This window comes from Morganella sp. EGD-HP17, assembly GCF_000512315.2.
GTDB classification, from domain to species: Bacteria; Pseudomonadota; Gammaproteobacteria; order Enterobacterales; family Enterobacteriaceae; genus Morganella; species Morganella morganii.
The window spans coordinates 166,983-189,375 of sequence record NZ_AZRH01000007.1 but is presented as its reverse complement, the minus strand read 5'-3'; the positions used below and the strand labels follow the sequence as shown (position 1 = coordinate 189,375).

18 protein-coding genes are annotated in these 22,393 nt (G+C 53.9%); 13 read left to right on the top strand and 5 right to left on the bottom strand.

What is annotated here, in order from left to right; all coding sequences use genetic code 11:
• Positions 1 to 581: 581 nt before the first annotated feature.
• From X965_RS09780 to X965_RS09760, 5 genes are all read right to left on the bottom strand, one after another.
• Complete coding sequence (locus X965_RS09780; protein WP_036417910.1) at positions 582 to 3,368, bottom strand: pitrilysin family protein; 2,787 nt, start codon at positions 3,366 to 3,368, stop codon at positions 582 to 584.
• Complete coding sequence (locus X965_RS09775; RefSeq protein ID WP_036417908.1) at positions 3,358 to 5,058, bottom strand: ABC transporter ATP-binding protein/permease; 1,701 nt, start codon at positions 5,056 to 5,058, stop codon at positions 3,358 to 3,360. Before X965_RS09775 ends, X965_RS09780 begins: the two co-directional genes overlap by 11 nt.
• Before the next feature lie 42 nt (positions 5,059 to 5,100).
• Positions 5,101 to 7,863 carry a secretin and TonB N-terminal domain-containing protein gene (locus X965_RS09770; RefSeq protein WP_036417930.1) on the bottom strand — a complete coding sequence of 921 codons (2,763 nt, stop codon included), beginning with the start codon at positions 7,861 to 7,863 and terminating at the stop codon, positions 5,101 to 5,103.
• An 89-nt stretch (positions 7,864 to 7,952) separates the two neighbouring features.
• The gene (locus X965_RS09765) at positions 7,953 to 8,915 is read right to left on the bottom strand and encodes a FecR domain-containing protein (protein ID WP_004237073.1); all 963 of its coding nucleotides are present in this window, start codon (positions 8,913 to 8,915) and stop codon (positions 7,953 to 7,955) included.
• A complete protein-coding gene (locus X965_RS09760) occupies positions 8,912 to 9,454 on the bottom strand; it encodes an RNA polymerase sigma factor (RefSeq protein ID WP_036417906.1) in 543 nt (180 codons plus the stop codon). Before X965_RS09760 ends, X965_RS09765 begins: the two co-directional genes overlap by 4 nt.
• 192 nt (positions 9,455 to 9,646) lie before the next feature.
• On the opposite strand from X965_RS09760, the gene X965_RS09755 reads away from it, so the two are divergent.
• The 13 genes from X965_RS09755 to yut all read left to right on the top strand — a co-directional run bounded on the left by X965_RS09755 (position 9,647) and on the right by yut (position 22,384).
• A complete protein-coding gene (locus X965_RS09755) occupies positions 9,647 to 10,423 on the top strand; it encodes an energy transducer TonB (RefSeq protein WP_015422436.1) in 777 nt (258 codons plus the stop codon).
• Positions 10,424 to 11,092: 669 nt separating this feature from the next.
• Positions 11,093 to 12,688 carry an ABC transporter substrate-binding protein gene (locus X965_RS09750; protein WP_004237077.1) on the top strand — a complete coding sequence of 532 codons (1,596 nt, stop codon included), beginning with the start codon at positions 11,093 to 11,095 and terminating at the stop codon, positions 12,686 to 12,688.
• The gene (locus tag X965_RS09745; protein WP_004237078.1) at positions 12,688 to 13,656 is read left to right on the top strand and encodes an ABC transporter permease; all 969 of its coding nucleotides are present in this window, start codon (positions 12,688 to 12,690) and stop codon (positions 13,654 to 13,656) included. Before X965_RS09750 ends, X965_RS09745 begins: the two co-directional genes overlap by 1 nt.
• Entirely contained in the window at positions 13,653 to 14,459 is an 807-nt protein-coding gene (locus X965_RS09740) for an ABC transporter permease (RefSeq protein WP_036417904.1), read from the top strand. The genes X965_RS09745 and X965_RS09740 overlap by 4 nt, the downstream gene beginning before the upstream one ends.
• The gene (locus X965_RS09735; RefSeq protein WP_004237080.1) at positions 14,459 to 15,256 is read left to right on the top strand and encodes an ATP-binding cassette domain-containing protein; all 798 of its coding nucleotides are present in this window, start codon (positions 14,459 to 14,461) and stop codon (positions 15,254 to 15,256) included. Before X965_RS09740 ends, X965_RS09735 begins: the two co-directional genes overlap by 1 nt.
• A 422-nt stretch (positions 15,257 to 15,678) precedes the next feature.
• Positions 15,679 to 15,981: an urease subunit gamma gene (locus X965_RS09730; RefSeq protein WP_004242097.1), complete on the top strand. Its 303-nt coding sequence runs from the start codon at positions 15,679 to 15,681 to the stop codon at positions 15,979 to 15,981.
• 29 nt (positions 15,982 to 16,010) lie between these two features.
• Positions 16,011 to 16,433 (top strand): urease subunit beta, encoded by a 423-nt coding sequence (locus X965_RS09725; RefSeq protein ID WP_004237083.1) that lies wholly within the window; start codon positions 16,011 to 16,013, stop codon positions 16,431 to 16,433.
• Between the two features lie 67 nt (positions 16,434 to 16,500).
• Positions 16,501 to 18,219 (top strand): urease subunit alpha, encoded by a 1,719-nt coding sequence (locus X965_RS09720; RefSeq protein ID WP_004237084.1) that lies wholly within the window; start codon positions 16,501 to 16,503, stop codon positions 18,217 to 18,219.
• Between the two features lie 56 nt (positions 18,220 to 18,275).
• Positions 18,276 to 18,953, top strand: a complete 678-nt coding sequence (ureE, locus tag X965_RS09715) for an urease accessory protein UreE (RefSeq protein ID WP_036417901.1) — start codon at positions 18,276 to 18,278, stop codon at positions 18,951 to 18,953.
• Positions 18,954 to 18,977: 24 nt separating this feature from the next.
• Complete coding sequence (locus X965_RS09710; protein WP_004237086.1) at positions 18,978 to 19,664, top strand: urease accessory protein UreF; 687 nt, start codon at positions 18,978 to 18,980, stop codon at positions 19,662 to 19,664.
• Between the two features lie 33 nt (positions 19,665 to 19,697).
• Positions 19,698 to 20,336: an urease accessory protein UreG gene (gene ureG / locus X965_RS09705; RefSeq protein WP_036417900.1), complete on the top strand. Its 639-nt coding sequence runs from the start codon at positions 19,698 to 19,700 to the stop codon at positions 20,334 to 20,336.
• Entirely contained in the window at positions 20,333 to 21,298 is a 966-nt protein-coding gene (locus X965_RS09700; RefSeq protein WP_015422437.1) for an urease accessory protein UreD, read from the top strand. The genes ureG and X965_RS09700 overlap by 4 nt, the downstream gene beginning before the upstream one ends.
• A 93-nt stretch (positions 21,299 to 21,391) precedes the next feature.
• On the top strand, positions 21,392 to 22,384 hold the full coding sequence (yut, locus tag X965_RS09695; protein ID WP_004242103.1) for an urea transporter: 993 nt from the start codon (positions 21,392 to 21,394) through the stop codon (positions 22,382 to 22,384).
• The last annotated feature ends 9 nt before the right edge of the window (positions 22,385 to 22,393 follow it).

The following is a 22,393-nucleotide window of genomic DNA, read 5'->3' as shown; positions in this document are numbered from 1 at the left end:
TAGGTTATGGATAAAATTAATGTTAATAATAAAGTAAAATAAGGTGCCTGATTAACCGTTACCTGCAACAGAGAGAAACGGGGGGATTTCTCCCCCCTCAGCATCATTTATCGTTACAGGACAATGTTGCGTCAACCAGCATATCTCCGCCTTTCAATGAAAAATCGGATACCCGATGATTATTGAGTAACGAATTTACAACATCAGAAATTGTAAGAGCAGTTATTAATACCACTGCAACTATAGCTAATGTTGTTATTGATCTTCCGGTCATTTCTCTTGACTCCTTTAATTTAAGGAGGCAAAATCCCTATTGTTTGGTAGAGATTCAGCCCCGGTTTATGTTGAAAAACGTAATCGGGGCTTTCTTCTATCCGGAACAGGGAAAACATAGCCTGATCCGGACAGAATCAGGCACCCGCAGAAAATATAACAACTGTGTTTCTCTTTATCTCTGCCTCATTCGGGGGATAATACGGAGATATATCACAAAATATATTCTCATTATTCGTTAATACAATGATTGTTATTTCTGTCAGTTAACGGAAATAATAAAGCCGCTGTTAAGCGGCTTTATATTATTATGGCGGTGTGAGCATAAATAATTTTTCATTCTCACCGCTGTAGCGGGATAATGCCCGGTTTATATCCTCTGCGGTTATCTGATTAACTAACGCCTCTTCTGCGGTTATCCGCGTAAACTCATTATCGTCCCCGGCAATCTGAGCCAGTGATTCTGTCCAGAAAGCCGCACTCTGGTAAACCTGCTGTTTTTCCAGTAACCAGTTGGCTCTGGCTTCTTTCAGGGCATTGTCACTCACACCGTCTGTTTTCAGGGTTTTCAGCACATTCCGGCTCAGTGCTGTCATCTCTGCGGCGCGCTGAGGATCGGTGGTGAAATTCAGCCGGGCGCTGTAGTACGGTGACGGCAGTTTTGCCAGCATAGAGGAGAAACTCAGGGCGTAAATACCGCCCGCCTGTTCCCGCAATGCGCTGCGCAACTGTTTGCTGATGATGCTGTCGGCCAGTTGCAGTGTCAGGCTTTCTTTCAGTGACCACTGTGCCGGGGCGGCATACTGAATACTCACCATGGTTTTATCAGAGCTGGCTATCGGGTAAGTCCGGCTGAAGGATTGCATTTTGGGTGCGATAGCCGGATCCCGCCACTGCAGGCGCTGCCCGGAAGCGGGAAGGGTGGCGATCCATTTCTCAACAGCCTGTTTTATCTGTTTTTTATCTGCCGCACCGCTGATCACCAGTGTCATGTCCTGTACCGGGCTGAGCAGGAGACGGTGGTTCTGCTGTAACTGCGCGGCAGTAAACTGACGCCAGCCACCGTTTTCATTTATCACCAGACGTTCGCCGTGAGTATGACTTTCACGGTTAATGGCATCCAGGAAGCGGCGCTCCACCGGGGTGCTGTTCAGGCTTTCCAGTGTCAGCTGCTGATTGCGGAGTAATTTTTCGCCGCTGAACTGCGGCTGTGTGATCTTCAGATGCAGCAGTTTCAGCAGGGTATCCAGTTCTTCCGGCGGGGCTTCACCACGGAATCCGTGATTCAGCAGCTCACTGTACGGCCGCAGGCTGAGACTGTGCTGTTTGCTGAATAAGGTCAGCTCACGGGCACTCAGCTCACCGTAACCGCTGCTTTCCGGCAGTTTCAGTGCCCAGTCGGTCAGTCCTTCCTGTCCGGCCGGCTCCAGTGAGCGGCCGCCCGGAATGTGCAGATTGATCTGAATATTATCTTTCAGGCTTTTATCCTGATGCACAATGACCCGCAGACCGTTGGATAACTGCCACGATTCCGTGGACGGTAACGGCAGTGCCTGCTCCTGAACAATGCTGCCGGCCGCCGCCGGGGTGACATTCAGCGCGACCTGCCGCACGGTCAGGGAAAACGGCCCGGGGGCGGACTGCCGGATCTGCTGCCAGCGGTCAGTGAACGCTTTCTCATCAAAACGGGCCTGTTCGCTGTCCGGCCCGAGCAGCGCCAGCCGTGGTGATGCCTGATTCAGGAATCCGCTCACATGGGTTTTCAGCGTATCCGGTGTGACCGGTTTGAGCAGTTCCCATGCTGTGGTGAGCTGCTGACGTTTGTCCTGAACCGGCATTCTGTATTCCAGTGCGGTGGTGATGGTATCGGCGAGATAATCATTACCGTAGCGGGATTCACCGGCGGCCTGCTGACTGAGTTTTGCCAGCAGGCTCTGCCGGGCATCGTCCAGCTCTGTCTGTGTGACGGGTTGTGTCGCCAGGCGCTGAATTTCTGTCCACAATAAGGTGATACTGCCGAGGTAATCCCCGCCCTGCGGATGCACTATCATCAGTTGCTGAAGACGGCGGCTGTCCAGCATGGCGCCCTGCGGGTTGATACTGGCAGCCGGTAACTGTCCGCTATCCACCAGCGCGGTCAGGCGCTGATTGAGGATAGTCACCCAGAGATTATCCAGCAGGTCATCATACTGCCCGTCACGGGTATTGAGCGGCGCGCGGATATCCCGCTGCAGCGCGAACTGCATAATGCGCTGTCCCTGCTCTTTATCGAAGACGGGTTTTACCAGCAGTCCCGGCTGCGGGGCAAAGCGCTGACGGGCCGGATCATCCTGTGCGGCATCTTCTTTGGCGGGCTGATTAAAATACGCCTCCGCCAGATTGCTGACGTCGTGGCGGTTAAACTGTCCGATAACCACCAGACTCATCCGCTGCGGCTGATACCAGGTCTGATAATAGTCTTTTGCTGTGCTGACCGGTGCATGGCGGATCACATCCAATAACCCGATCGGGTCACGCTCCGCATAGAGACTGCCCGCATAGCGCAGTTGCTCAAGGGCATTATTGATGCGGAAGCCGATGCCCTGACGCAGCCGCCACTCCTCAATAATCACGGAACGTTCTTTATCAAACGCAACAGGGTCAAAGGTCATGCCCTGTGCCCAGTCGGCGAGTACCTGCAAACCGGTCTGAATCTGTTCCGGGGTGGCCTGCGGCAGCGACAGTTTATAGACAGTGGAATTGAGGCTGGTGGCGGCATTCACATGGCTGCCGAGATTCAGCCCCTGTTTTTCCAGCTGTTTAAAACTCTGTGTGTCCGGGAAATGCGTGGTGCCTTTAAAGGCCATATGTTCGGTGAAATGCGCGAGACCGCGCTGCTCTTCTGTTTCCTGTAATGAACCGCTTTCCACCAGCAGCCGCAGCTCTGCGCCGGGCTGCGGGCGTGACAGAAGATACACATTCATGCCGTTTGCCAGGCGGATGTGCTGTAAATCACTGCGCTGCGGCAGCGGACGGTTATCTGTACCGGTTGTGCTGACAGCGGTACAGCCGGTGAGGATCAGCACCACACCGGCAAAGGTCAGTTTATAATGCATATCGGACTCCTGATGTGCAGGTGGCGGCAGGGGCGGACAGGGCGATCACGCGATCTGCCTCCTGCTGAAGAAAACGCTGGTGGCTGACCAGCAGAAGCGTGCTGTCCGGCAGACGCTGACGGAGCAGACGGATCATGCGGACCGCATTGTCATCATCCAGTGCGGAGGTAATTTCATCGAGCAGCATCAGCTTTGGCTGACTGAGCAGCAGACGGGCGATCAGCAACCGCTGCTGTTCACCGCCGGACAGGCGCTGACGCCAGTCGGCATCGGTATCCAGTTGTGGTGTCAGTGCAGCAAGCCCGGTGGCGTCCAGCACTTCGCGGTAAGCCTCCGGCGTGAACTGTGCGGCGGTATGCGGATAGGCGAGCAGGGATTTCAGTGTCCCGGACGGCAGATAAAGTGACTGCGGCACCCACATTACATCCTGTTCACGGCTGATATTGCCCCGGTAATAAGGCCAGTGACCGCTGAGTGTGCGCAGCAGAGTGGATTTACCCAGTCCGGAGCGGCCGCTGATAATGGCAAATTCTCCGGCGTGCAGAGAGAGTGAGACATTCTCCAGCAGAGGACGATTATCCTGCAGCAGAATATCGGCGCAAACATCCAGGCGCACTGCCGACTGACGGGTTTCGGTGACATCAGACACCGCGTCATTTTCCAGCAGACGGACGAAATGGTACAGACGGGTTACCGTCGCCTGCCAGGCGGCTATCTCTTTATAGGCAAAAATAAACCAGCCGAGTGACGTCGCAACACTGCTGAAGGCCTGACGCAGCTGCATTAATCCGCCCAGCATCAGTTCCCCGGCGAGGAATTTCGGCAGAGCAAACAGGATCGGCGCCAGTGCGGTCACCTGCTGATAACCCACGGTATAAAAGGATAAATTCCGCTCGCAGCGGATCAGCTGATTCCAGTTGGCCGCCACCCGGGCAAAGCGGGCCAGCAATTGCTGTTTATCCTGTAACTCCCCCCGCTGTCCGGCAATGGCATCGCCGTGCTGTCTGCGGGTGATCAGTGCCGCACGGTAATCCGCCTCACGCTGCTGTTTTTCCATATTCAGTTTGCGCAGCGGCCCGCCGATAAGCTGTGTCAGCGCGATACCCACTAAGGTGTAGGCGATACAGGCCCAGAACATATAGCCGTCGATGCGCCAGTCAGTACCGGCGACAGAGAGCAGAATACTGCCGGAAAGCTGCCAGAGGATGGCGGCAAAGGAAATCAGGGTCAGCAGTGAATGCAGGAAGGTGATCAGCAGACTGAGGGTAGATTCCACCAGCAGGCGGACATCCTCGGCAATCCGCTGATCCGGGTTATCCGGCTCGCGGGCGGTCAGGCGCAGCAGGTAATGGCGGCTCTGCGGCGACAGCCAGCGGCTGAGGATCTGTTCTGTCATCCCCTCCCGCCAGCGGATAGCCAGTTTCTGCCGGAAATACGTGCCGAGCACCACCACCAGAATCAGCCCGCTGACCAGCACGACGAAAAATTTGATCAGCTGATACAGCGCCGCGCCGTCCAGCTTTTGCAGTGCATTATAAAAATCCCCGTTCCACTGGTTCATGCGGATATTGAACCAGACGGAGGAGAGTGTCAGCCCGAGAGACAACAACAGTAAGAACCAGCAAAACAGGGCGGCACGCCGCCCCCAGAACGGCTTCACCAGCCAGAAAAATTGTTTTATTGTTTTCATTGATTATTCATAATGTTAAGAGACATTGCTCACATGCTCAGATTAAAAATCGTAATTCAGCTGTAACCAGAACTGACGGCCCGGATCATAGGCAATCACCTTGTTACCGGCGTAGATAAAGGTATCCGCGACATTTTTGTTATTCAGGACGTTATTCACTTCCAGTGAGACAGACGCACCGTAAGCAAACTCCGGTTTCCAGTTCACGCGGGTATCCCAGGTGAATTTGGATGCGAAATGCTCTTTCTGATAGACACGTAACTCGCCGTACTGCGGATCACGGACCACTTCGTTGTCATGACGGACAGCCTGATTACGCGCGCCCCACCATTGCAGGCGGTTGTACCAGGAAATGTTGTAGTTATCCCAGTCACTGGTCAGCTCAACGTTCAGCTTCAGCGGCGAGTTAAAGTTGCTGGCAGGCAGATCACTGACATCGATCACTTTGCCGCCGTACATCACTTTGTCGGAGTTAATGGCAGTGCCCGGTTCAAAGAAGGCATAGCCCTGGTCAGACGGGAAGTTGGTTTTGGTATCCTGCCAGACGATTGAGGAGGTAAAGACATGGGTTGCCTGTCCCCATTCCCACGGCTGACTGTTGCTGACAGCCAGGGTAACGGAGTCATGTTTGCTGCGTCCGGCATTATCAAAGGTACGGATTTTTCCTTTATCGGAGTATTTATCTGACCCGGTCAGGTTGTTGTATTTGGTGCGGCTGCGGACTTCATCGTAACCTTCACGGTGGACATAGGTCAGACGCCAGGTGGTGCTGAGGATTTCCTGTTGCAGGCCGAGGGAAATCTCATCGTTATACGGGGTTTTCAGTGAATCCAGGCCTTCATAATCATTGGTTTTATCCCAGGTCGGATCCATGCCCATAAAGCCGCACATATAGCATTTTTCCAGCCCGGCATTCTGCGCGCCGTACAGGGCATAAGTCAGCATGGAGCGGCCGTAATAACGGTTGGCACCGGCGATCAGCAATGTTTCTTTATTACCGAACAGGTCGTAAGTGGCGGCCAGGCGCGGCGCGATATTGGTTTGCCGGACAAAATCATCCCGGTCAACACGGACACCCGGACGCAGTGTCAGGCGGCCGATTTCAATATTGTCATCGGCAAACAGGGAGTAGTTGTTATAACTGACAGAGGCGGTTCCCGGCAGGAAGCGGTGCTTGTTGACTACCGGATCCTCAAACCCCCATTCCGCATAGCTGACATAGTCCTCGCTGGTGTGATAGTGCGACTTATCGCGGATATAGCGGCCTTTGGTATGGGTGGATTCCATCCCGAGTGTCGGGCGGTGTGTGATCCCGAAGCCTTCTGACGGCAGGAAACGGGCGACGGCTTTGGTGGTGACATTGTCCTGCTCGGTCCGCAGATCACCCAGTCCGCCCATTTTGGTGTTAACAATCGTTTTTCCGTCCGGTGACCGGTTCTTCATTTCATAGAAATTCTGCTCGTCATTCACGCGGTTATCTTTCAGTTTCTGATAACCCAGGGTGAATTCCAGATCAGCCAGGCTGGTCTGGTGTTTCAGAACACCGGTCACACCTAACCCTTTGTGGTTATTGTCATAACCGGAGTTGGCAATATTGGAGGCGAATAAACGCGCCTTGTAGTCAGAATAATTCAGGGAAATATCCGCCGTGGTGACCGGCGAGAGATCCATTGCATACTTCACAAACAGGTTGTCTGAGGTACGTTTCTGGTTGCGTTTGCGCTTATCAAACTCATAACCGACCAGTTCTTCACCTTCCATCACTGCCATCAGTACCGAGGTATTGGCCGGGATGGTGGAGGTACGGCGGGAGGCGGATACCGTCAGGCCGCTGTTTTCTGTTACACCGACTTCAAACCAGCCGCCGAAATCGTGTTTGTTATATTCATTCTGGAAACGGGCCGGGTGACTGATATCATTTTTTGATGAATCAATCGGCTGTGAGGAATCCTCAAACAGATGATTCCAGGAGGAGCGGGTGGTGCGGTAATACATATGGCCGCTGTTTTCGCCGTTCCAGCGGCGGCTGGTGACATCCACACTGCCGCCGGTAAAGCCGCCGAATTCCACCGGGATGTTGTTATCGTAAACCGTCACGCTGTCGATCAGACGGCTGTCTATATACATGCCCTGGTCGCCGCTGTCCAGACGGGTGGAGGTTTCACCCAGGGTATCTTTTGCCGGGTCGAAATCGTTGTTAAAACTGATGCCGTCGAGTTTATAGGCGTTCTGGAAACTGGATGCGCCGTGAATGGAAATCCGTGATGGTTTGATTTCGCCCTGGTTGAGGGACGAGCTGTCATTACCGGCGAACTGTACCGCCGGGTTGGTGCGCAGCAGTTCCGTGACGTTGCCGTCGCCGGTATTGCGCTGGCGGATCTCCTCCGCAGTAATGTATTGCGGGGCAGACATGACATCCGTGGCCGGATGGTAAGCCAGTTCGCCCTGAACCCGGGTTTCCGGGATTAAAATGGTTTCCGCTTCGGTTGTCAGCGGGCGGATAACATAGCTGCTGCCCTGCTGCACCAGCGTCAGGCCGGAGCCTGCCAGCAGTGTCTGGATGGCGGTCTGTGCGGAATAGCTGCCGTGCAGAGCCGGTGCCCGCAGTGCGCCGAGTTGTCCGGCATCATACAGTAACTGGATTTGTCCCTTCTGTGCGATGGTGTTCAGTGAACGGCTCAGTGCCTGTTCGGGCAGATCAAGCGTGAGATCTGCGGCTCCGGCCGGTGCCGCTGTCAGCCCGAGTGCCAGCACAATGGCAGAACTGGCCGCCCTGATGCTGAATGGTGATGGTTTTATTGTCATTTTTATCATTTCCGGAAGTGTCATAGTTATCCCCTGTATCAGAAGACGCGGAAATGAGAATTATCCTCACCTGATAATTATTCTTTTTTTCATTTATTTTTATTTTTCTTCACAATCAACAGGCTGCCGTCATGCAGTTCGGTGACTTCAACCGGTAACAGCAGCGGCAATGCCGTGAAAAAGGCATCGGTTTCGGAAAGGGTGACCCGGCCGGAGACGGTCAGATCCGCCGCATTCGCGGCAAGTGAGACGGGGTGGTTGCTGTAAGGTGCGAGGCGGTCAACAACATCACGCAGCGGGGTATCGGTGAGGGTGATCTGTCCGTTGCGCCACTCCCCGGCCTGTTCCGGCGGGATATGGCTGAGCAGCAGTGCAGCGCCCTGCGCGGGGCTGACAGCTTTATCCCCGGCACGCAGATACACCGGTTTTTCATCCGGCGCATCCCGCAGGGCGACAATCCCGTTTGCCACAGAGACTGCCACTTCCGTTCCCCGGCGGCTGACATCAAATTCCGTGCCGACAACCGTTATCTCTCTGCCGTCCGCGCGGATAACAAACGGCCGCCACGGGTTGGATTTCACCTGAAAAAAGGCGGTACCGCGCACCAGGGAAATACGGCGGTGTGTCTGTTCATAGGTAATATCCGCTTCGCTGTCACGGCTGAGAAAAATGCGGCTGCCGTCCGGCAGGATCATGGATTTGCTTTCCGCGGCGGTGGCGAGCGTCAGGTTATCCATCAGCAGGGCGGGTAACTGGCTGTAGGGCAGAAACAGCATCACCAGGATAAACAGTCCGGCGAGGGTATGGCGCAGCGGGCGCAGAAGCGGAAAAGCCCGGGCGGGTGCCTGCTCTGTGATTTCCGGGCGCGGCAGGGCCGACATCTCCCGCCACAGCAGCGCCATATCATCAAACGCCTGCCGGTTTTCCGGGGAAGCCGCCAGCCATGCCTGTAATTCCCGCTGCTGCTGTGCCGTCATGCTCTGGCTGTGCCAGCGCGTAAACCACAGTGCGGCGGCGTCTTCCCGTTCGTCCTGCTCCCGCCGGTCTGTCATTCCCCGTCCTTCTGCTCTGCGGCATTCATGGCGCGTTTACATTGCAGCAGGGCACGGGCAATATGCTTTTCCACCATACTGACAGAAATATCCATCCGTTCGGCAATGTCACTTTGCGAAAGTCCGTCAAACCGGTAAAGCACAAAGGCTTCCCGCTGACGGGGCGGCAGTTCATTCAGCACCTGATACAGCCTGTCCAGCCGCTGCCGGTGTTCGAGCTGTACCTGAGGATCGGCATGTGCCTGTGCCACTTTCTCTGTCAGTGAATCATCCCATTCACTGACCCGGTCTCGGCCCTTCCGCTGGCTGTGACGCCAGTGGTCGGTCAGCACATTGTTGGCGATCTTAAACAGGAACGCGCGGGTTTCCTGCACAGATGTCTCGTTGCCGCCTTTGAGCCAGCGGGCAAACACATCCTGCGACAAATCCCGTGCATCCTGACTGTTGCCCAGCCGCTTATGGAAGAAGCGGACAAGCTGATGGTAGGTTGAGTGATAAGCCCCGGCGATAAGCCTGCTTACCGATTTTTCAGTCGTCATTTTTCTGGTGTGTATCGAAGTCATCGTAATTGAAGGAGTCATTACGCATTGCTTAGAAAAATCCAAAAAATCTCATTGTTGTTATTTGAATTATTATTTAATAATAAAAAGCAATATCATTTGCGTTATCATTATGCCTGTAATTTTACAAATTGAAATACGTGAATAACGATTAAAAAAGTGAGTTGAGTGATGTTGAATGTGGCTGCGGCCTGTTATCAGAACAGGCGATATTCAGTCGGCGGCACAGCTGCCAGTGTGGGTGCTCACGCGCTGCTGCTGGCACTGTTTCTGGGCTGGCTGGGTTTTTCAGCGGATGAGCCGAAAGGCATGCTGCCCCCGGCGTTTGTACTGATGCCGGGAGTTTATCAGCTGGAAAGTGCACCGCCGGAAAAGGCGGAAGGTGTCAGACAGGTGATGTCACAACCGGCACCACAGCCGGTGGCTGAGCCGGAGCGGGAGTCTGCTGTCGATAAACTGGCGGTTTCTGACCAGGGCACCTGGACACGGAAAGCGGAAAAACCAAAGAAAAAAGCGGACAAAAAACCGGTAACAGAGATCAAAATGCCGGAAACGGATAATCCGTCTCCGGTACTGGCAGAAAGCACTTCCGCGCCGCGTCAGGGCGACAGTTCCGCGAGCCGTGCGGATTTTACCAGCCATGCACCGCAGCCGGTCAGCGGCAGTACCGGCTGGGAAAGCTCGGTACATTCGCATCTGGCGAAATATAAACGCTATCCGCGCGCACTGCTGCGCTATAAATCCACCGGCGTTTCTCATGTGAAAGTGACTCTGAACATGCAGGGAAATGTTGTCTCTGCGGAGCTGGTTAATTCATCCGGCACAAAACTGCTCGATAAAGAAGCGCTTGCCACCGTACAACGGGCATCACCTTTCCCGCTGCCGCCACAGGAACGCGGCAGAAACGGTCATATTGAGATAGTCACTCCCATCGGTTTTTACCTGTAACCAGCAGACAATTCCCGAAGTTACGTTTTTATTACCAGGAATTGTCTGTATTTTCCGCATTTTTGTTTCCCTTGTTATCTTTTCTCTGCTTAATATTTCGGTTTTTCTGTGGTTTTCTTAATTTATCTGAATGAGTTTCAGTTACTCATATTGCAACAGGCGCAGTAAAGCGGGTTCAGACCTGGATAAAATCCTGTGATGACGTGTTATGATTATATTTTCCGAAAGAAAATAATTAATATTATTAATATATAATACTAAAGAGAATTCAACCGTTATAATCAAAAAGAGTGTGTTAAGCTGTTAAGAAATGTGTAACTGTCATGCTGATAACATCACCTGCGAGCCCGTGTGTAAACATCATAATGCTTTGGCAAATAATCATTTTTAGTCTGTTTACGGGTAGGTTGTTACAAAATATTTCATTCTGAAATTATCAGAGAAATATGTAATGATGTTATTATTCAGCAGCAGGATTGAATAAAAGAATTTAATATATGAGAAATCCGATTTTTACCACGATTCATTAATATGCATCATTTTCGGACGTGATTTTAGTGGTATAAACTCTGTTTTCTTTGGTAGATTAATTTTTTATAGGTGATTTTGCGTAACGCCGGATTAACTCAAAATTAAACATTGTAAATTTTAGTTAGGTAAGGACAAGTAATGACTAAAAAGTCAGTTTTTGCAAGAACACTCGTCTCTCTGCTGTTAGGTACAGCAATCAGTGCTTCAGCGCTGGCTGCGGCAGAAAATACCGGTCATACATTGCGGCTGGCCATCGGCGCAGAACCGACAGAAGGGTTTGACCCGATGCTCGGCTGGAGCCACGGCAGTTATCTGTTACTGCACAGCCCGCTGCTCAAACAAAAGGCCGATCTTTCCTGGCACAGCTACCTGCTGGACAGCTACGACCACAATGCCGACGGCAAAGAGTGGACACTGAAGCTGAAAAAAGACCTGAAATTCTCTGACGGCTCCCCGCTGACCGCCAAAGATGTGGCGTTCACCTATAACAATGCGGCCGCCGGCGGCGGTAAAATCGATATGGGTAACTTTGCCAAAGCAGAGGAAATTGATCCGCTGACAGTGAAAATCACCCTGTCCGAACCTCAGAGTACGTTTATCAACGTGCTCGGCTCTCTCGGCATTGTATCCGCCGATAAATATGATGCCAGACAGTATGCCCAAAAACCGGTGGGTGCCGGGCCGTACCGCCTGGTAGCTTTCCAGCCGGGCCAGCAGCTGATTGTTGAGGCTAACCCGTACTACGCCGGGCCGAAAAATGACTTTAACAAGCTGGTGTTTGTCTTCCTGGATGAGGATGCCGCCTTTGCTGCCGCACAGAGCCGCCAGCTTGAGGTTGTCCGCATTCCGCCGGTGATTGCCGCAACTGCCGGTGATGTCAAAGGGATGAAACTGGTGGAACGCGCCAGCGTGGAAAACCGCGGTATTGTTTTCCCTATCCCGAAAGCCGGTGAAAAAGATGCACAGGGTTACCCGATCGGTAACGATATCACCTCTGATGTTGCCATCCGTAAAGCCATCAACTATGCGATTGACCGCAAACTGCTGTCTGAGCAGGTGATGGAAGGGTACGCCGTACCGGCCTTTACCGGTGTTCACGGCCTGCCGTGGAACAACCCGGAAGCCGCCTTTAAAGATGGTGATGCGGAAAAAGCCAAACAGATTCTGGAAGAAGCCGGCTGGAAACTCAATAAAGACGGGCTGCGTGAGAAAGACGGCAAAGTCGCCAAACTGACGCTGTGGTACACCAGCGGGGATACCACCCGCCGTGACCTGGCACAGGCTATCCGCGCCTTCCTGAAACCAATCGGCATTGAACTGGATTTACAGTCCGGCAGCTGGGAAACCGTCGAACGCCATATGCACGCCAACCCGACGCTGTTCGGCTGGGGCAGCCTGGATCCGATGGAGTTAGTCCATCACTACAGCAGCAAAGCGGCGGGTGTGGAATTCTACAACCCGGGCTATTACAAAAATCCGCAGGTGGATGCCATTCTTGAGAAAGCCATGAGTGCGCCGGATCAGGAAGCCGCCATTCCTGTCTGGCAGCAGGTGGACTGGAACGGCAAAACCGGTACCGGGATTAAAGGGGATGCCGCCTGGGCGTGGCTGCTGAATGTACAGCATACCTATGTGGTGAGTGATTGTGTTGATTTGGGCAAGGGGGCACCGGAGATCCACGGGTCATGGTCACTGCTCAACAGTGTGGATGACTGGGCCTGGACCTGTAAATAATGCGCAGTGCCCTGCTCCTTTTCGTGCGGTTTGTTTGTCTGCTGACGGTCACGGCGGCGGGGGTATTTATCCTCCTGAGCTATTCGCCAATTGACCCGATCAGAGCCTATATCGGAAATGATCTGCTGCATGTGCCGCCGGAGCAGTATCCGGCGATTGCCGCCCGCTGGGGACTGGATCAGCCGCTGTGGCAGCGGTTCTGGATCTGGTTCTCACAGATGCTGCGGGGCGATCTCGGTTACTCTATGCTGTATAACGCGCCGGTGTCAGAGGTGATTTCGGCGCGGCTCGGGCCGTCACTGGCACTCCTTATCAGCGCCTGGCTGCTCTCGGGCATTGCCGGGCTGCTGCTGGGGCTGGTGGCCGGGCGTTATCTGAACCGCTGGCCGGACAAAATTATTTCGGCACTGTCGTATCTGCTGGCTTCGATACCGACGTTCTGGATAGGGTTGCTGCTGCTGTCGCTGTTTGCGGTCACCCTGAACTGGGCACCAATCTGCTGTGCCTGGCCGATGGGCGAGGATGCGGATACAGCAACCTTCGGGCAGAAAATTCATCACCTGATTCTGCCGGTGCTGGCGCTGGGCTTACTCGGTGTCGGTAACATTGCCCTGCACACACGGGCAAAAGTGGCGGAAGTGATGGGGACCGAATTTATCCGTTATGCGAAAGCGCAGGGGGATAAAGGCTGGCCGATGATTAAATTTCATGTGCTGCGTCACGCCATTACCCCGGCACTCTGTTTACAGTTTGCCTCTGTGGGGGAACTGCTGAGCGGTTCACTGCTGGCGGAGAAAGTGTTCGCCTATCCCGGACTGGGACAGGCGACGATAGACGCGGGGCTGCGGGGGGATATCCCGCTGCTGATGGGTATTGTGATGTTTTGCGCGATCCTGATTTTTATCGGTAACAGCACGGCGGATATTTTACTGCGCCGCGTGAATCAGGGAGTGATCCGCGAATCATGACGTATAACCCGAACCGTGCGCTGTTAAAACTGACGGGCACATTACTGATGCTGATCCTGCTGGGCGTCTATGCCATATGGATCACACACACTGATATTGATATGGATTTCCTGGCGCGGCGGCAGGCACCGTCTGTCACGCACTGGTTCGGCACTGACAGCCTGGGGCGTGATCTGTGGGATCGCACTTTTCAGGGCATGGCAACCAGTCTGCAGATCGGACTGATTTCCGCCCTGACCAGCGGGCTGGTGGCGCTGACAATGGCCGGGTTATCAACGGTTAACAAAGGAACAGATTATCTGGTGCGCGGGGTGATTGATGCACTGCTGGCGCTGCCGCATCTGCTGCTGCTGATTTTAATCTGTTTCACCCTGGGCGGCGGAAAATCCGGCGTGATCTGGGCGATAGCCCTGACACACTGGCCGAAACTGACGCTGATCCTGCGCTCGGAAATCCTGCGGGTGCGGGAAACGGATTATGTGATGCTGGCACAACGCATGGGAAATTCGCGATTGTATTGCTGGCGTCATCATTATCTGCCAATGTTATTACCGCAGTGGATTGTCGGCACACTGCTGATGTTACCGCATTCGGTACTGCACAGTGCGGCGCTCAGTTTTCTGGGCTTCGGGCTTGCGCCGCATGAGGCATCACTGGGGATCCTGCTGTCAGATGCACTGCGCTATCTCAGTACCGGTGCCTGGTGGCTGGCATTTTTCCCGGGACTGGTGCTGGTCGGACTGGTGTTACTGTTTGATCAGTTTGCGAAAGCCTTACAACAGCTCTGGCTGAGGATCGCATAATGCTGAAATTTGACCGGCTTGCCATTGATGTCGCACAGTTCAGCTGGCTGCGGAAAAAACGCTGGCAGCCGCTGCTGACAGATATCTCCCTGGTAGTTCAGCCCGGTGAGCTGGTGGCGCTGGTCGGCAGCAGCGGGGAAGGCAAAAGCCTGCTGCTGCAAAGTGCACTGGGGCTTCTGCCGGATAATATGCGCTGCCGTGGCGCTATCTCGCTGGCGGGGGAAACCCTGACGGAAGAGAGCAAACAGCTGCACCGCGGCAACACCCTGTGTTACGTACCGCAGGGGGTGAGTGCGCTGAATCCGCTGGTGCGGGTCGGCCCGCAGCTGGAACGCGCGGCCACACTCAGCGGTATGCATGTGAAGATGCACGACGTGGCGCGCCAGCTGCAACGTTATAACCTCCGGCCTGAGCTGACGGATGCGTTTCCGAACCGGCTCTCCGGCGGAATGGCAAAACGGGTGCTGACCTGCGGCGCAACGCTGACCGGGGCGCAGTATATTCTGGCGGATGAAATTACATCCTGGCTGGATGACGAACATGCGGGGCAGATACTCGCGCATCTGAAAGTGCTGTGTGCGGACGGGCGCGGTGTGTTGTGGGTCACGCATGATCTGGCGATGGCCGCCCGCTTTGCTGACCGGATTGCCGTGCTGCGTCACGGGGTTTTACAGGAAACACTGACATCGCAGGCATTACTGAACGGGGAAGGCAGCCCGTGGCTGCAGTCACTGTGGGACGCACTGCCGGAACACCGTTTTCTGGCGGGGCGGAAATATACCGGGATGAGGCGGTAATAAGAATGACGGATGAATACAGGTGATAATCCGCTTTAATTCGTCCGTATATGAGTATTTTTTATTTATTTGCTGAAAATCAGCAGGGTTATTTATTTTATATTTAAACACAGTAGCGGATATTAATTCATTTATATGCGGTAACGGAAACTCCGCATAGTCTGAAAGGGATCTGAACCTCGTTTTCTTATCAGGAGAACAGCGGTGCATGATTTATTTTTTTATGGCTGATTAACAGCTTACATTTTTCACGCTTTAGTATTTCCGGGTGTGCGCCTGCGCATGTCCGGCGGTCAGTGGCGGATTGTGTCTGCATTCAGCGGATGCGTCACTGAAATAAAAACTGAAATCACGGTATCCCGGAATACTGATATCCGGATTGCTGTCTGATGACTCTGTTTTCATTCAATTGTGGAGGCGTTATGCAATTAACCCCGAGAGAAGTTGAAAAGCTGATGGTATATACCCTGGCGGATGTCGCGCAGCGACGTCGCGACAGAGGGGTAAAACTGAATTACCCGGAAGCGGTCGCGATTATTACCGTGACAGCACTGGAAGGCGCCCGTGACGGCAAAACAGTGGAAGATGTGATGAAAGAAGCTGCCACCGTACTGACCAAAGCCGACGTGATGGAAGGGGTGGATGATTTAATCCCGAATGTGCAGGTTGAGGCGATTTTCACAGACGGCAGCCGTCTGGTGACGGTTCATAACCCAATCAAATAAACGTACAGCAAAAAGGTGAGGTTCTGATTATGAGCAATACAAAACAACCCACGCCGTTAGGCGGAGTCATTTTTGCGGATACCCCGATTGAATTTAATACCGGTAAGCCGGAAACCAAAATTAAAGTCCGTAACACCGGGGATCGCCCGATTCAGGTCGGTTCGCATTTTCATTTCTTTGAAGTGAACCATGCCCTGGAATTTGATCGCGAAGCGGCTTACGGCAAACGCCTGAATATTTCATCCACCACCGCAATCCGTTTTGAGCCGGGTGATGAAACTGAAGTTTCTCTTATTCCTTACGGCGGCAAACAGACAGTTTACGGGTTTAACAACCTGGTGGACGGCTGGGCCGGTAATAATGTGGCCACCAGCGAACGTCCGGCAAAAGCGATTGCTCTGAACGAAGCGATTGCCCGCGGTTTCAGCCATAAAGCAGAAGCGAAGAAGTAATTCTCCGTCCTGACACGATTTTCCGGCAGTGATGCACAGGCATCCTGAACGAAATAAGGAACACGTTATGCCACAGATTTCCAGACAAGAATATTGCGGCCTGTTCGGGCCGACCACCGGAGACAAAATCCGTCTTGGTGATACCGATCTCTATATCGAAATTGAAAAAGACTTACGCGGTTACGGCGAAGAATCTGTTTACGGCGGCGGGAAATCCCTCCGTGACGGGATGGGCGCGAACAACACGCTGACCAGCGACAACGGCGTGCTCGACCTGGTTATCACCAACGTCACTATCCTGGATGCCAAATTAGGCGTCATCAAAGCGGACGTGGGTGTGAAGGACGGTAAAATTGTCGGTATCGGCAAGAGCGGTAACCCGAACCTGCAGGACGGTATCACCCCGGGAATGGTTGCCGGGGTATCGACTGATGCTATCTCCGGTGAGCATCTGATCCTGACAGCGGCGGGTATCGATACCCACATTCACCTGATCTCACCACAGCAGGCTTATGCGGCGCTGTCCAACGGTGTCACCACCTTCTTCGGCGGCGGTATCGGGCCGACAGACGGCACCAACGGGACAACGGTTACCGCCGGTCCGTGGAACATCCGCGCGATGCTGCGTTCACTGGAAGGTTTACCGGTTAACGTCGGTATGCTCGGGAAAGGTAACTCTTTTGCCCGCGATCCGCTGGTTGAACAGATCATTGCCGGTGTTGCCGGTCTGAAAGTCCACGAAGACTGGGGTGCAACCTCCAACGCCATCCGTCATGCCCTGCGTGTGGCAGATGATTATGATATCCAGGTTGCGGTACATACTGACAGTCTGAACGAAGGCGGGTATGTGGAAGATACCATCGAAGCCTTTGAAGGCCGTACTATCCATACTTACCACACCGAAGGTGCGGGCGGTGGTCATGCGCCGGACATCATCAAAGTGGTCAGCCAGCCGAACGTGCTGCCGAGCTCCACTAACCCGACACTGCCGTACGGCATCAACAGCCAGGCAGAACTGTTCGACATGATCATGGTATGTCACAACCTGAACCCGAATGTCCCGGCTGACGTTTCCTTCGCGGAAAGCCGCGTGCGTCCGGAAACCATCGCAGCGGAAAACGTGCTGCATGATATGGGTGCTATCTCCATGTTCTCCAGTGACTCCCAGGCGATGGGCCGTGTCGGTGAGAACTGGCTGCGTGTGATCCAGACCGCTAACGCGATGAAAGCGGCACGCGGCAAGCTGCCGGAAGATGCGGCGGGTAACGATAACTTCCGTGTTCTGCGTTACGTGGCAAAAATCACCATCAACCCGGCGATTGCCCAGGGTATCAGCCATGTGCTCGGCTCAGTCGAAGTCGGCAAAATGGCGGACCTGGTCCTGTGGGATCCGCGTTTCTTCGGCGCGAAACCAAAACTGGTTATCAAAGGCGGCATGATCAACTGGGCAGCGATGGGTGACCCTAACGCGTCCCTGCCGACGCCGCAGCCGGTCTTCTATCGTCCGATGTTTGGTGCGATGGGTAAAACCCTGCAGGATACCTGTGTGACTTTCGTTTCCCAGGCAGCACTGGAAGATGGCGTGAAAGAGAAAGCGGGTCTGGAGCGCGAAGTTGTCGCGGTTCAGGGCATGCGCACCACCACCAAACGCGACCTGGTCCGTAACGGCGAAACCCCGGATATCGAAGTGGATCCGGAAACCTTCGCGGTGAAAGTTAACGGGGAACACGCGACCTGCCAGCCAATCTCGGTGGCGGCGATGAACCAGCGTTATTTCTTCGGCTGATTGACTTCCCCGGCGGGTGTTGTTCTGCCCGCCGGGCATAACAAAAAGGTAATTCCATGATCCTCATTGAGCACATTCTCGGCAACGTCAGAAAAGATCAGGCGTGGGCTGATAAAGCGAACGAAATGACGGTGGATATGCTGATCCTCGATCAGCGTGAAGCCCAGAAAAGCCGCTGCCGTAAACACACCCAAAACGGGCTGGATATCGGGATCGCGCTGGATCGCAACGTGCTGTTGTCTGACGGAGATGTGATCCACACCGACGACGCCACCAATACGATGGTTGTTGTCCAGATCGATCTGCGTGATGTCATGGTTGTTGATCTTAAACGTCTTCAGGGCAGCACGCCGGAAGAGCAGATCCGCATCAGTTTTGAACTGGGCCATGCGCTCGGTAACCAGCACTGGAAAGCCGTTATCAAAGAAAACAAGGTGTATGTCCCGCTGACCGTCAGTGAAAAAGTGATGGAATCGGTGATGCGCACCCACGGCTTCGACAATGATACGTTTGCCTTCGTCAAAGGCGAAACCATTCTGCCGATCCTGACCAACTCAGAATCCCGTCTGCTGTTCGGCGGCGCGGAAGAGACAGATACTCACGTGCATGTGGCACATAACCACGGGCACTCACATTCACACGGCCACGATCACGGGCACAGCCATGATCATGACCACAGTCACGACCACGGCCATGATCATCACCACGATCACGACCATGACCACAAACACTGACAGACCGGAACGGGAGAACGTGTGATGAAAGCGGCTGATCTTATCCGGATCATGCAGTTTGGTGATTCGGCACTTCCCGTCGGCGCCTTTACTTTCTCAAACGGTGTGGAATCGGCGATTCAGACGGGTGTGGTACATGATGCCGAAACCCTGAAAGGCTTTGTCCGCACCGCGCTGAAACAGGCGGCGAGCGGTGACGGTATTGCTGTTGTCGCGGCACACCGCGCAGTGCTTGCCGGTGATAACGACGCCATTCTGCGGGTCGACCGGGCGGTGAATAACCGCAAACTGAATGAAGAAGCCCGCCTGATGGCAACGCGGATGGGGAAAAAACTGGCGGAAATTTCTGTCCATATTTTTGACGATCCGCTCGTGGCATGGTGGCTGGCACAGATTAAAAGCGGGGACACCCCGGGCACCCAGCCTGTCACTCAGGCTATTGTGATGGCGGTACAGGGTATCGGCGAACGCGAAGTGGTGGTTATGCATCAGTACGGGATCGCAATGACGATCCTCAGCGCCGCCATGCGCCTGATGCGGATCACGCACTTTGAAACACAGCACATTTTATTTGAGCTGAACAACGACATTGAAACCTTCTGCGATATTGCAGCCTGCGGCGACATTGAACAGATGTCTTCCTATGTGCCGGTGATCGACGTCCTTGCGGCAGTTCATACCAAATCTTTTGTCCGCCTGTTTATGAACTGACAGGCGGCTGACTTATTTTCCGGGAGTATATTGATGAAAAAAATGACACGGATCGGCATCGGCGGCCCTGTTGGTTCAGGTAAAACGGCGATTATTGAAGTGATCACCCCGATCCTGATCGAACGCGGGATCAAGCCGTTAATCATCACCAATGACATCGTGACCACCGAAGATGCGAAGCAGGTCAAACGCACCCTGAAAGGGATCCTCGACGAAGAGAAAATCCTCGGCGTTGAAACCGGTGCCTGCCCGCACACTGCCGTACGCGAAGACCCGAGTATGAACATTGCAGCCGTGGAAGATATGGAAGAGCGTTTCCCGGACAGCGACGTCATCATGATTGAAAGCGGCGGCGATAACCTGACGCTGACCTTCAGCCCGGCACTCGCTGACTTCTACATCTATGTTATCGATGTGGCGGAAGGGGAAAAAATCCCGCGTAAAAACGGCCCGGGCCTGGTGCAGGCGGATATCCTGGTCATCAACAAAATCGACCTCGCACCGTATGTTGGTGCCAGCCTGGAAGTGATGGAAAGTGACACCAAAGTGGTGCGCGGCAACCGTCCGTATGTCATGACCAACTGCAAAACCGGCGAAGGCGTGGTGGAGCTGGTGGATATGATCATGGATAAATTCCTGTTCACCCATCAGATCCCGGGAGCGAAAGCATGACACAACTGAGGGCTGAGATTGCGGGGACGCCTACGCGCCTCCGGGCTCATCTCTTAGGGGAAAAGGCGCCGGAAATGGCGCCTTACCAGGATGAGCCAAAGCAGATGCAAAGTGGTGCCATCGGGAAAAGCGGCTATCTGAAACTGCGGTTTGCCAAACGGGAATACCGCAGTGAAATGGTGGAAATGGAGCGCCGCGTACCTTCCCTGGTGCAGCGCGCGCTGTACTGGGATGAAATGATGCCGCAGATGCCGTGTGTCACTATGATTTCCACCTCCGGCTGCCTGTTACAGGGCGACCGCCAGGCGCTGGATCTGATTGTGGAAGAGGGGGCGTGCGCCCACGTCACCACACAGTCCGCCACCAAAATCCACATGATGGAGGCGAACTACGCCACGCAGTACCAGAATGTGGTGGTGGAAGCCGGCGGTTATCTGGAGTTTATGCCGGATCCGATTATCCCGCACCGTAATGCCCGTTTTTTAACGGACACTCAGATCACGGTTGATCCGACAGCAACCGTGATCTACTCCGAGATCCTGATGTCGGGGCGGAAATATCACCATCCGGACGAACAGTTCGGGTTTGATATTTTTTCCTCAAAGATCCGGGCGCAGGACAATGAGGGAAAAGAATTATTTGTTGAAAAATACATTCTGGAACCGAAAAAAGAAGCACTGAATGTGGTCGGCGTGATGGGGGGTTTTGATGTTTTCGGTAACGTGATTTTACTGACACCGAAAGAGCATCATGCCCGTATCCTGGAGCGTCTGGAAGCCCGTTATGACACGGATGAAGAGGTTGCATTCGGGGCGACGCAGTTGCCGAACGAGTGCGGTCTGGTCTTCAAAGTGCTGGGAATCGACAGCCCGAAAACCAAAGAGGCTGTCCGTTATTTCTGGCAAATCGCCCGGGAAGAGATCCTCGGCATCACATTGCAGAAACCGTTCCTGTGGCGCTGATGCGCTGCAGGATGACACCGGTGGTTACTCAGGGGACTGGTTATTATCAGCATAATCAGTCCCTTTGTCCGGTTTACCTTCAGGGGAAAGACGATGGCAACTTCAACAGTCAGTCAGAACGGCTGGAATAAACTGGCCGGATCCAATCCTGTCATACATTTTATTGATATCACGCTGCGTGGTTGTGCGCAGGTGATGTTTCAGAACAACCCGCTGACCGGGCTGTTCTTTTTCGCCGCTATTTTTACAGGTGCATACAGTGAAGGCATTCCGGCGGTCGGCTGGGGCTGTCTGCTCGGTACCGTGGTGTCCACGCTGACGGCGTATGTCAGCAAAATGGATGTCACTTCACTGCGTGCCGGGCTGTACGGCTATAACGGCTGCCTGGTCGGTGTGGCGTTGCCGACCTTCCTGGATAACACACCGTTTATGTGGGCGGCCATTGTGCTCGGCAGTATCGTGGCGGTGATCGCCACCATCTCACTGACCGATTTCCTGAAAAACTGGAAAGTTGCTGCGCTGACCGCGCCTTTCGTGCTGGTGACCTGGACTATCCTGCTGGCCAGTTACAGTTTCTTCGGTATCAAAGGCGTCAGTCTGCCGGGGCCGGCACTGCCGGATCAGTATGTGGCACCGATCGCCGGGATCCCGTATTCCGATCTGATCCCGGATATTTTTCGTGGTGTGTCAGAGGTCTTTCTGCTGAGCAGCATTACCGTGGGGATCCTGTTTGTGATCGGTCTGGCAGTCAGTTCTGTGTGGGCGGCGGTCTTTGCGGTCTTTGGCTCACTGCTGGCTTTTGGTGTGGCATCTTTCCTGAAAGCAGACTTCGGTAGTGTGCATACCGGGCTGTATTCATTCAGCGCCGTGTTAACTGCGATCGCGCTGGGTTCCACATTTAATAAACCGAGCTTCAAAGTGCTGGTGTATACCGTAGTGGGTGTGATTTTTACGGTGTTTGTCCAGGGCGCGCTGGATGTGGTGGTCTCGCCGTTCGGTATTCCGACACTGACCATGCCGTTCGTTCTGGCCTCCTGGCTGTTCCTGGTGCCGAATCAGGACATCATGCCGGAACACCGTCAGTAAAAGGGGAGA

Bases quoted from the DNA above. Each gene is read 5' to 3' on its own strand.
- X965_RS09780 (WP_036417910.1), bottom strand. From the start codon at position 3,368: ATGCATTATAAACTGACCTTTGCCGGTGTGGTGCTGATCCTCACCGGC.
- X965_RS09775 (WP_036417908.1), bottom strand. From the start codon at position 5,058: ATGAAAACAATAAAACAATTTTTCTGGCTGGTGAAGCCGTTCTGGGGG.
- X965_RS09770 (WP_036417930.1), bottom strand. From the start codon at position 7,863: ATGACAATAAAACCATCACCATTCAGCATCAGGGCGGCCAGTTCTGCC.
- X965_RS09765 (WP_004237073.1), bottom strand. From the start codon at position 8,915: ATGACAGACCGGCGGGAGCAGGACGAACGGGAAGACGCCGCCGCACTG.
- X965_RS09760 (WP_036417906.1), bottom strand. From the start codon at position 9,454: ATGACGACTGAAAAATCGGTAAGCAGGCTTATCGCCGGGGCTTATCAC.
- X965_RS09755 (WP_015422436.1), top strand. From the start codon at position 9,647: ATGTTGAATGTGGCTGCGGCCTGTTATCAGAACAGGCGATATTCAGTC.
- X965_RS09750 (WP_004237077.1), top strand. From the start codon at position 11,093: ATGACTAAAAAGTCAGTTTTTGCAAGAACACTCGTCTCTCTGCTGTTA.
- X965_RS09745 (WP_004237078.1), top strand. From the start codon at position 12,688: ATGCGCAGTGCCCTGCTCCTTTTCGTGCGGTTTGTTTGTCTGCTGACG.
- X965_RS09740 (WP_036417904.1), top strand. From the start codon at position 13,653: ATGACGTATAACCCGAACCGTGCGCTGTTAAAACTGACGGGCACATTA.
- X965_RS09735 (WP_004237080.1), top strand. From the start codon at position 14,459: ATGCTGAAATTTGACCGGCTTGCCATTGATGTCGCACAGTTCAGCTGG.
- X965_RS09730 (WP_004242097.1), top strand. From the start codon at position 15,679: ATGCAATTAACCCCGAGAGAAGTTGAAAAGCTGATGGTATATACCCTG.
- X965_RS09725 (WP_004237083.1), top strand. From the start codon at position 16,011: ATGAGCAATACAAAACAACCCACGCCGTTAGGCGGAGTCATTTTTGCG.
- X965_RS09720 (WP_004237084.1), top strand. From the start codon at position 16,501: ATGCCACAGATTTCCAGACAAGAATATTGCGGCCTGTTCGGGCCGACC.
- ureE (WP_036417901.1), top strand. From the start codon at position 18,276: ATGATCCTCATTGAGCACATTCTCGGCAACGTCAGAAAAGATCAGGCG.
- X965_RS09710 (WP_004237086.1), top strand. From the start codon at position 18,978: ATGAAAGCGGCTGATCTTATCCGGATCATGCAGTTTGGTGATTCGGCA.
- ureG (WP_036417900.1), top strand. From the start codon at position 19,698: ATGAAAAAAATGACACGGATCGGCATCGGCGGCCCTGTTGGTTCAGGT.
- X965_RS09700 (WP_015422437.1), top strand. From the start codon at position 20,333: ATGACACAACTGAGGGCTGAGATTGCGGGGACGCCTACGCGCCTCCGG.
- yut (WP_004242103.1), top strand. From the start codon at position 21,392: ATGGCAACTTCAACAGTCAGTCAGAACGGCTGGAATAAACTGGCCGGA.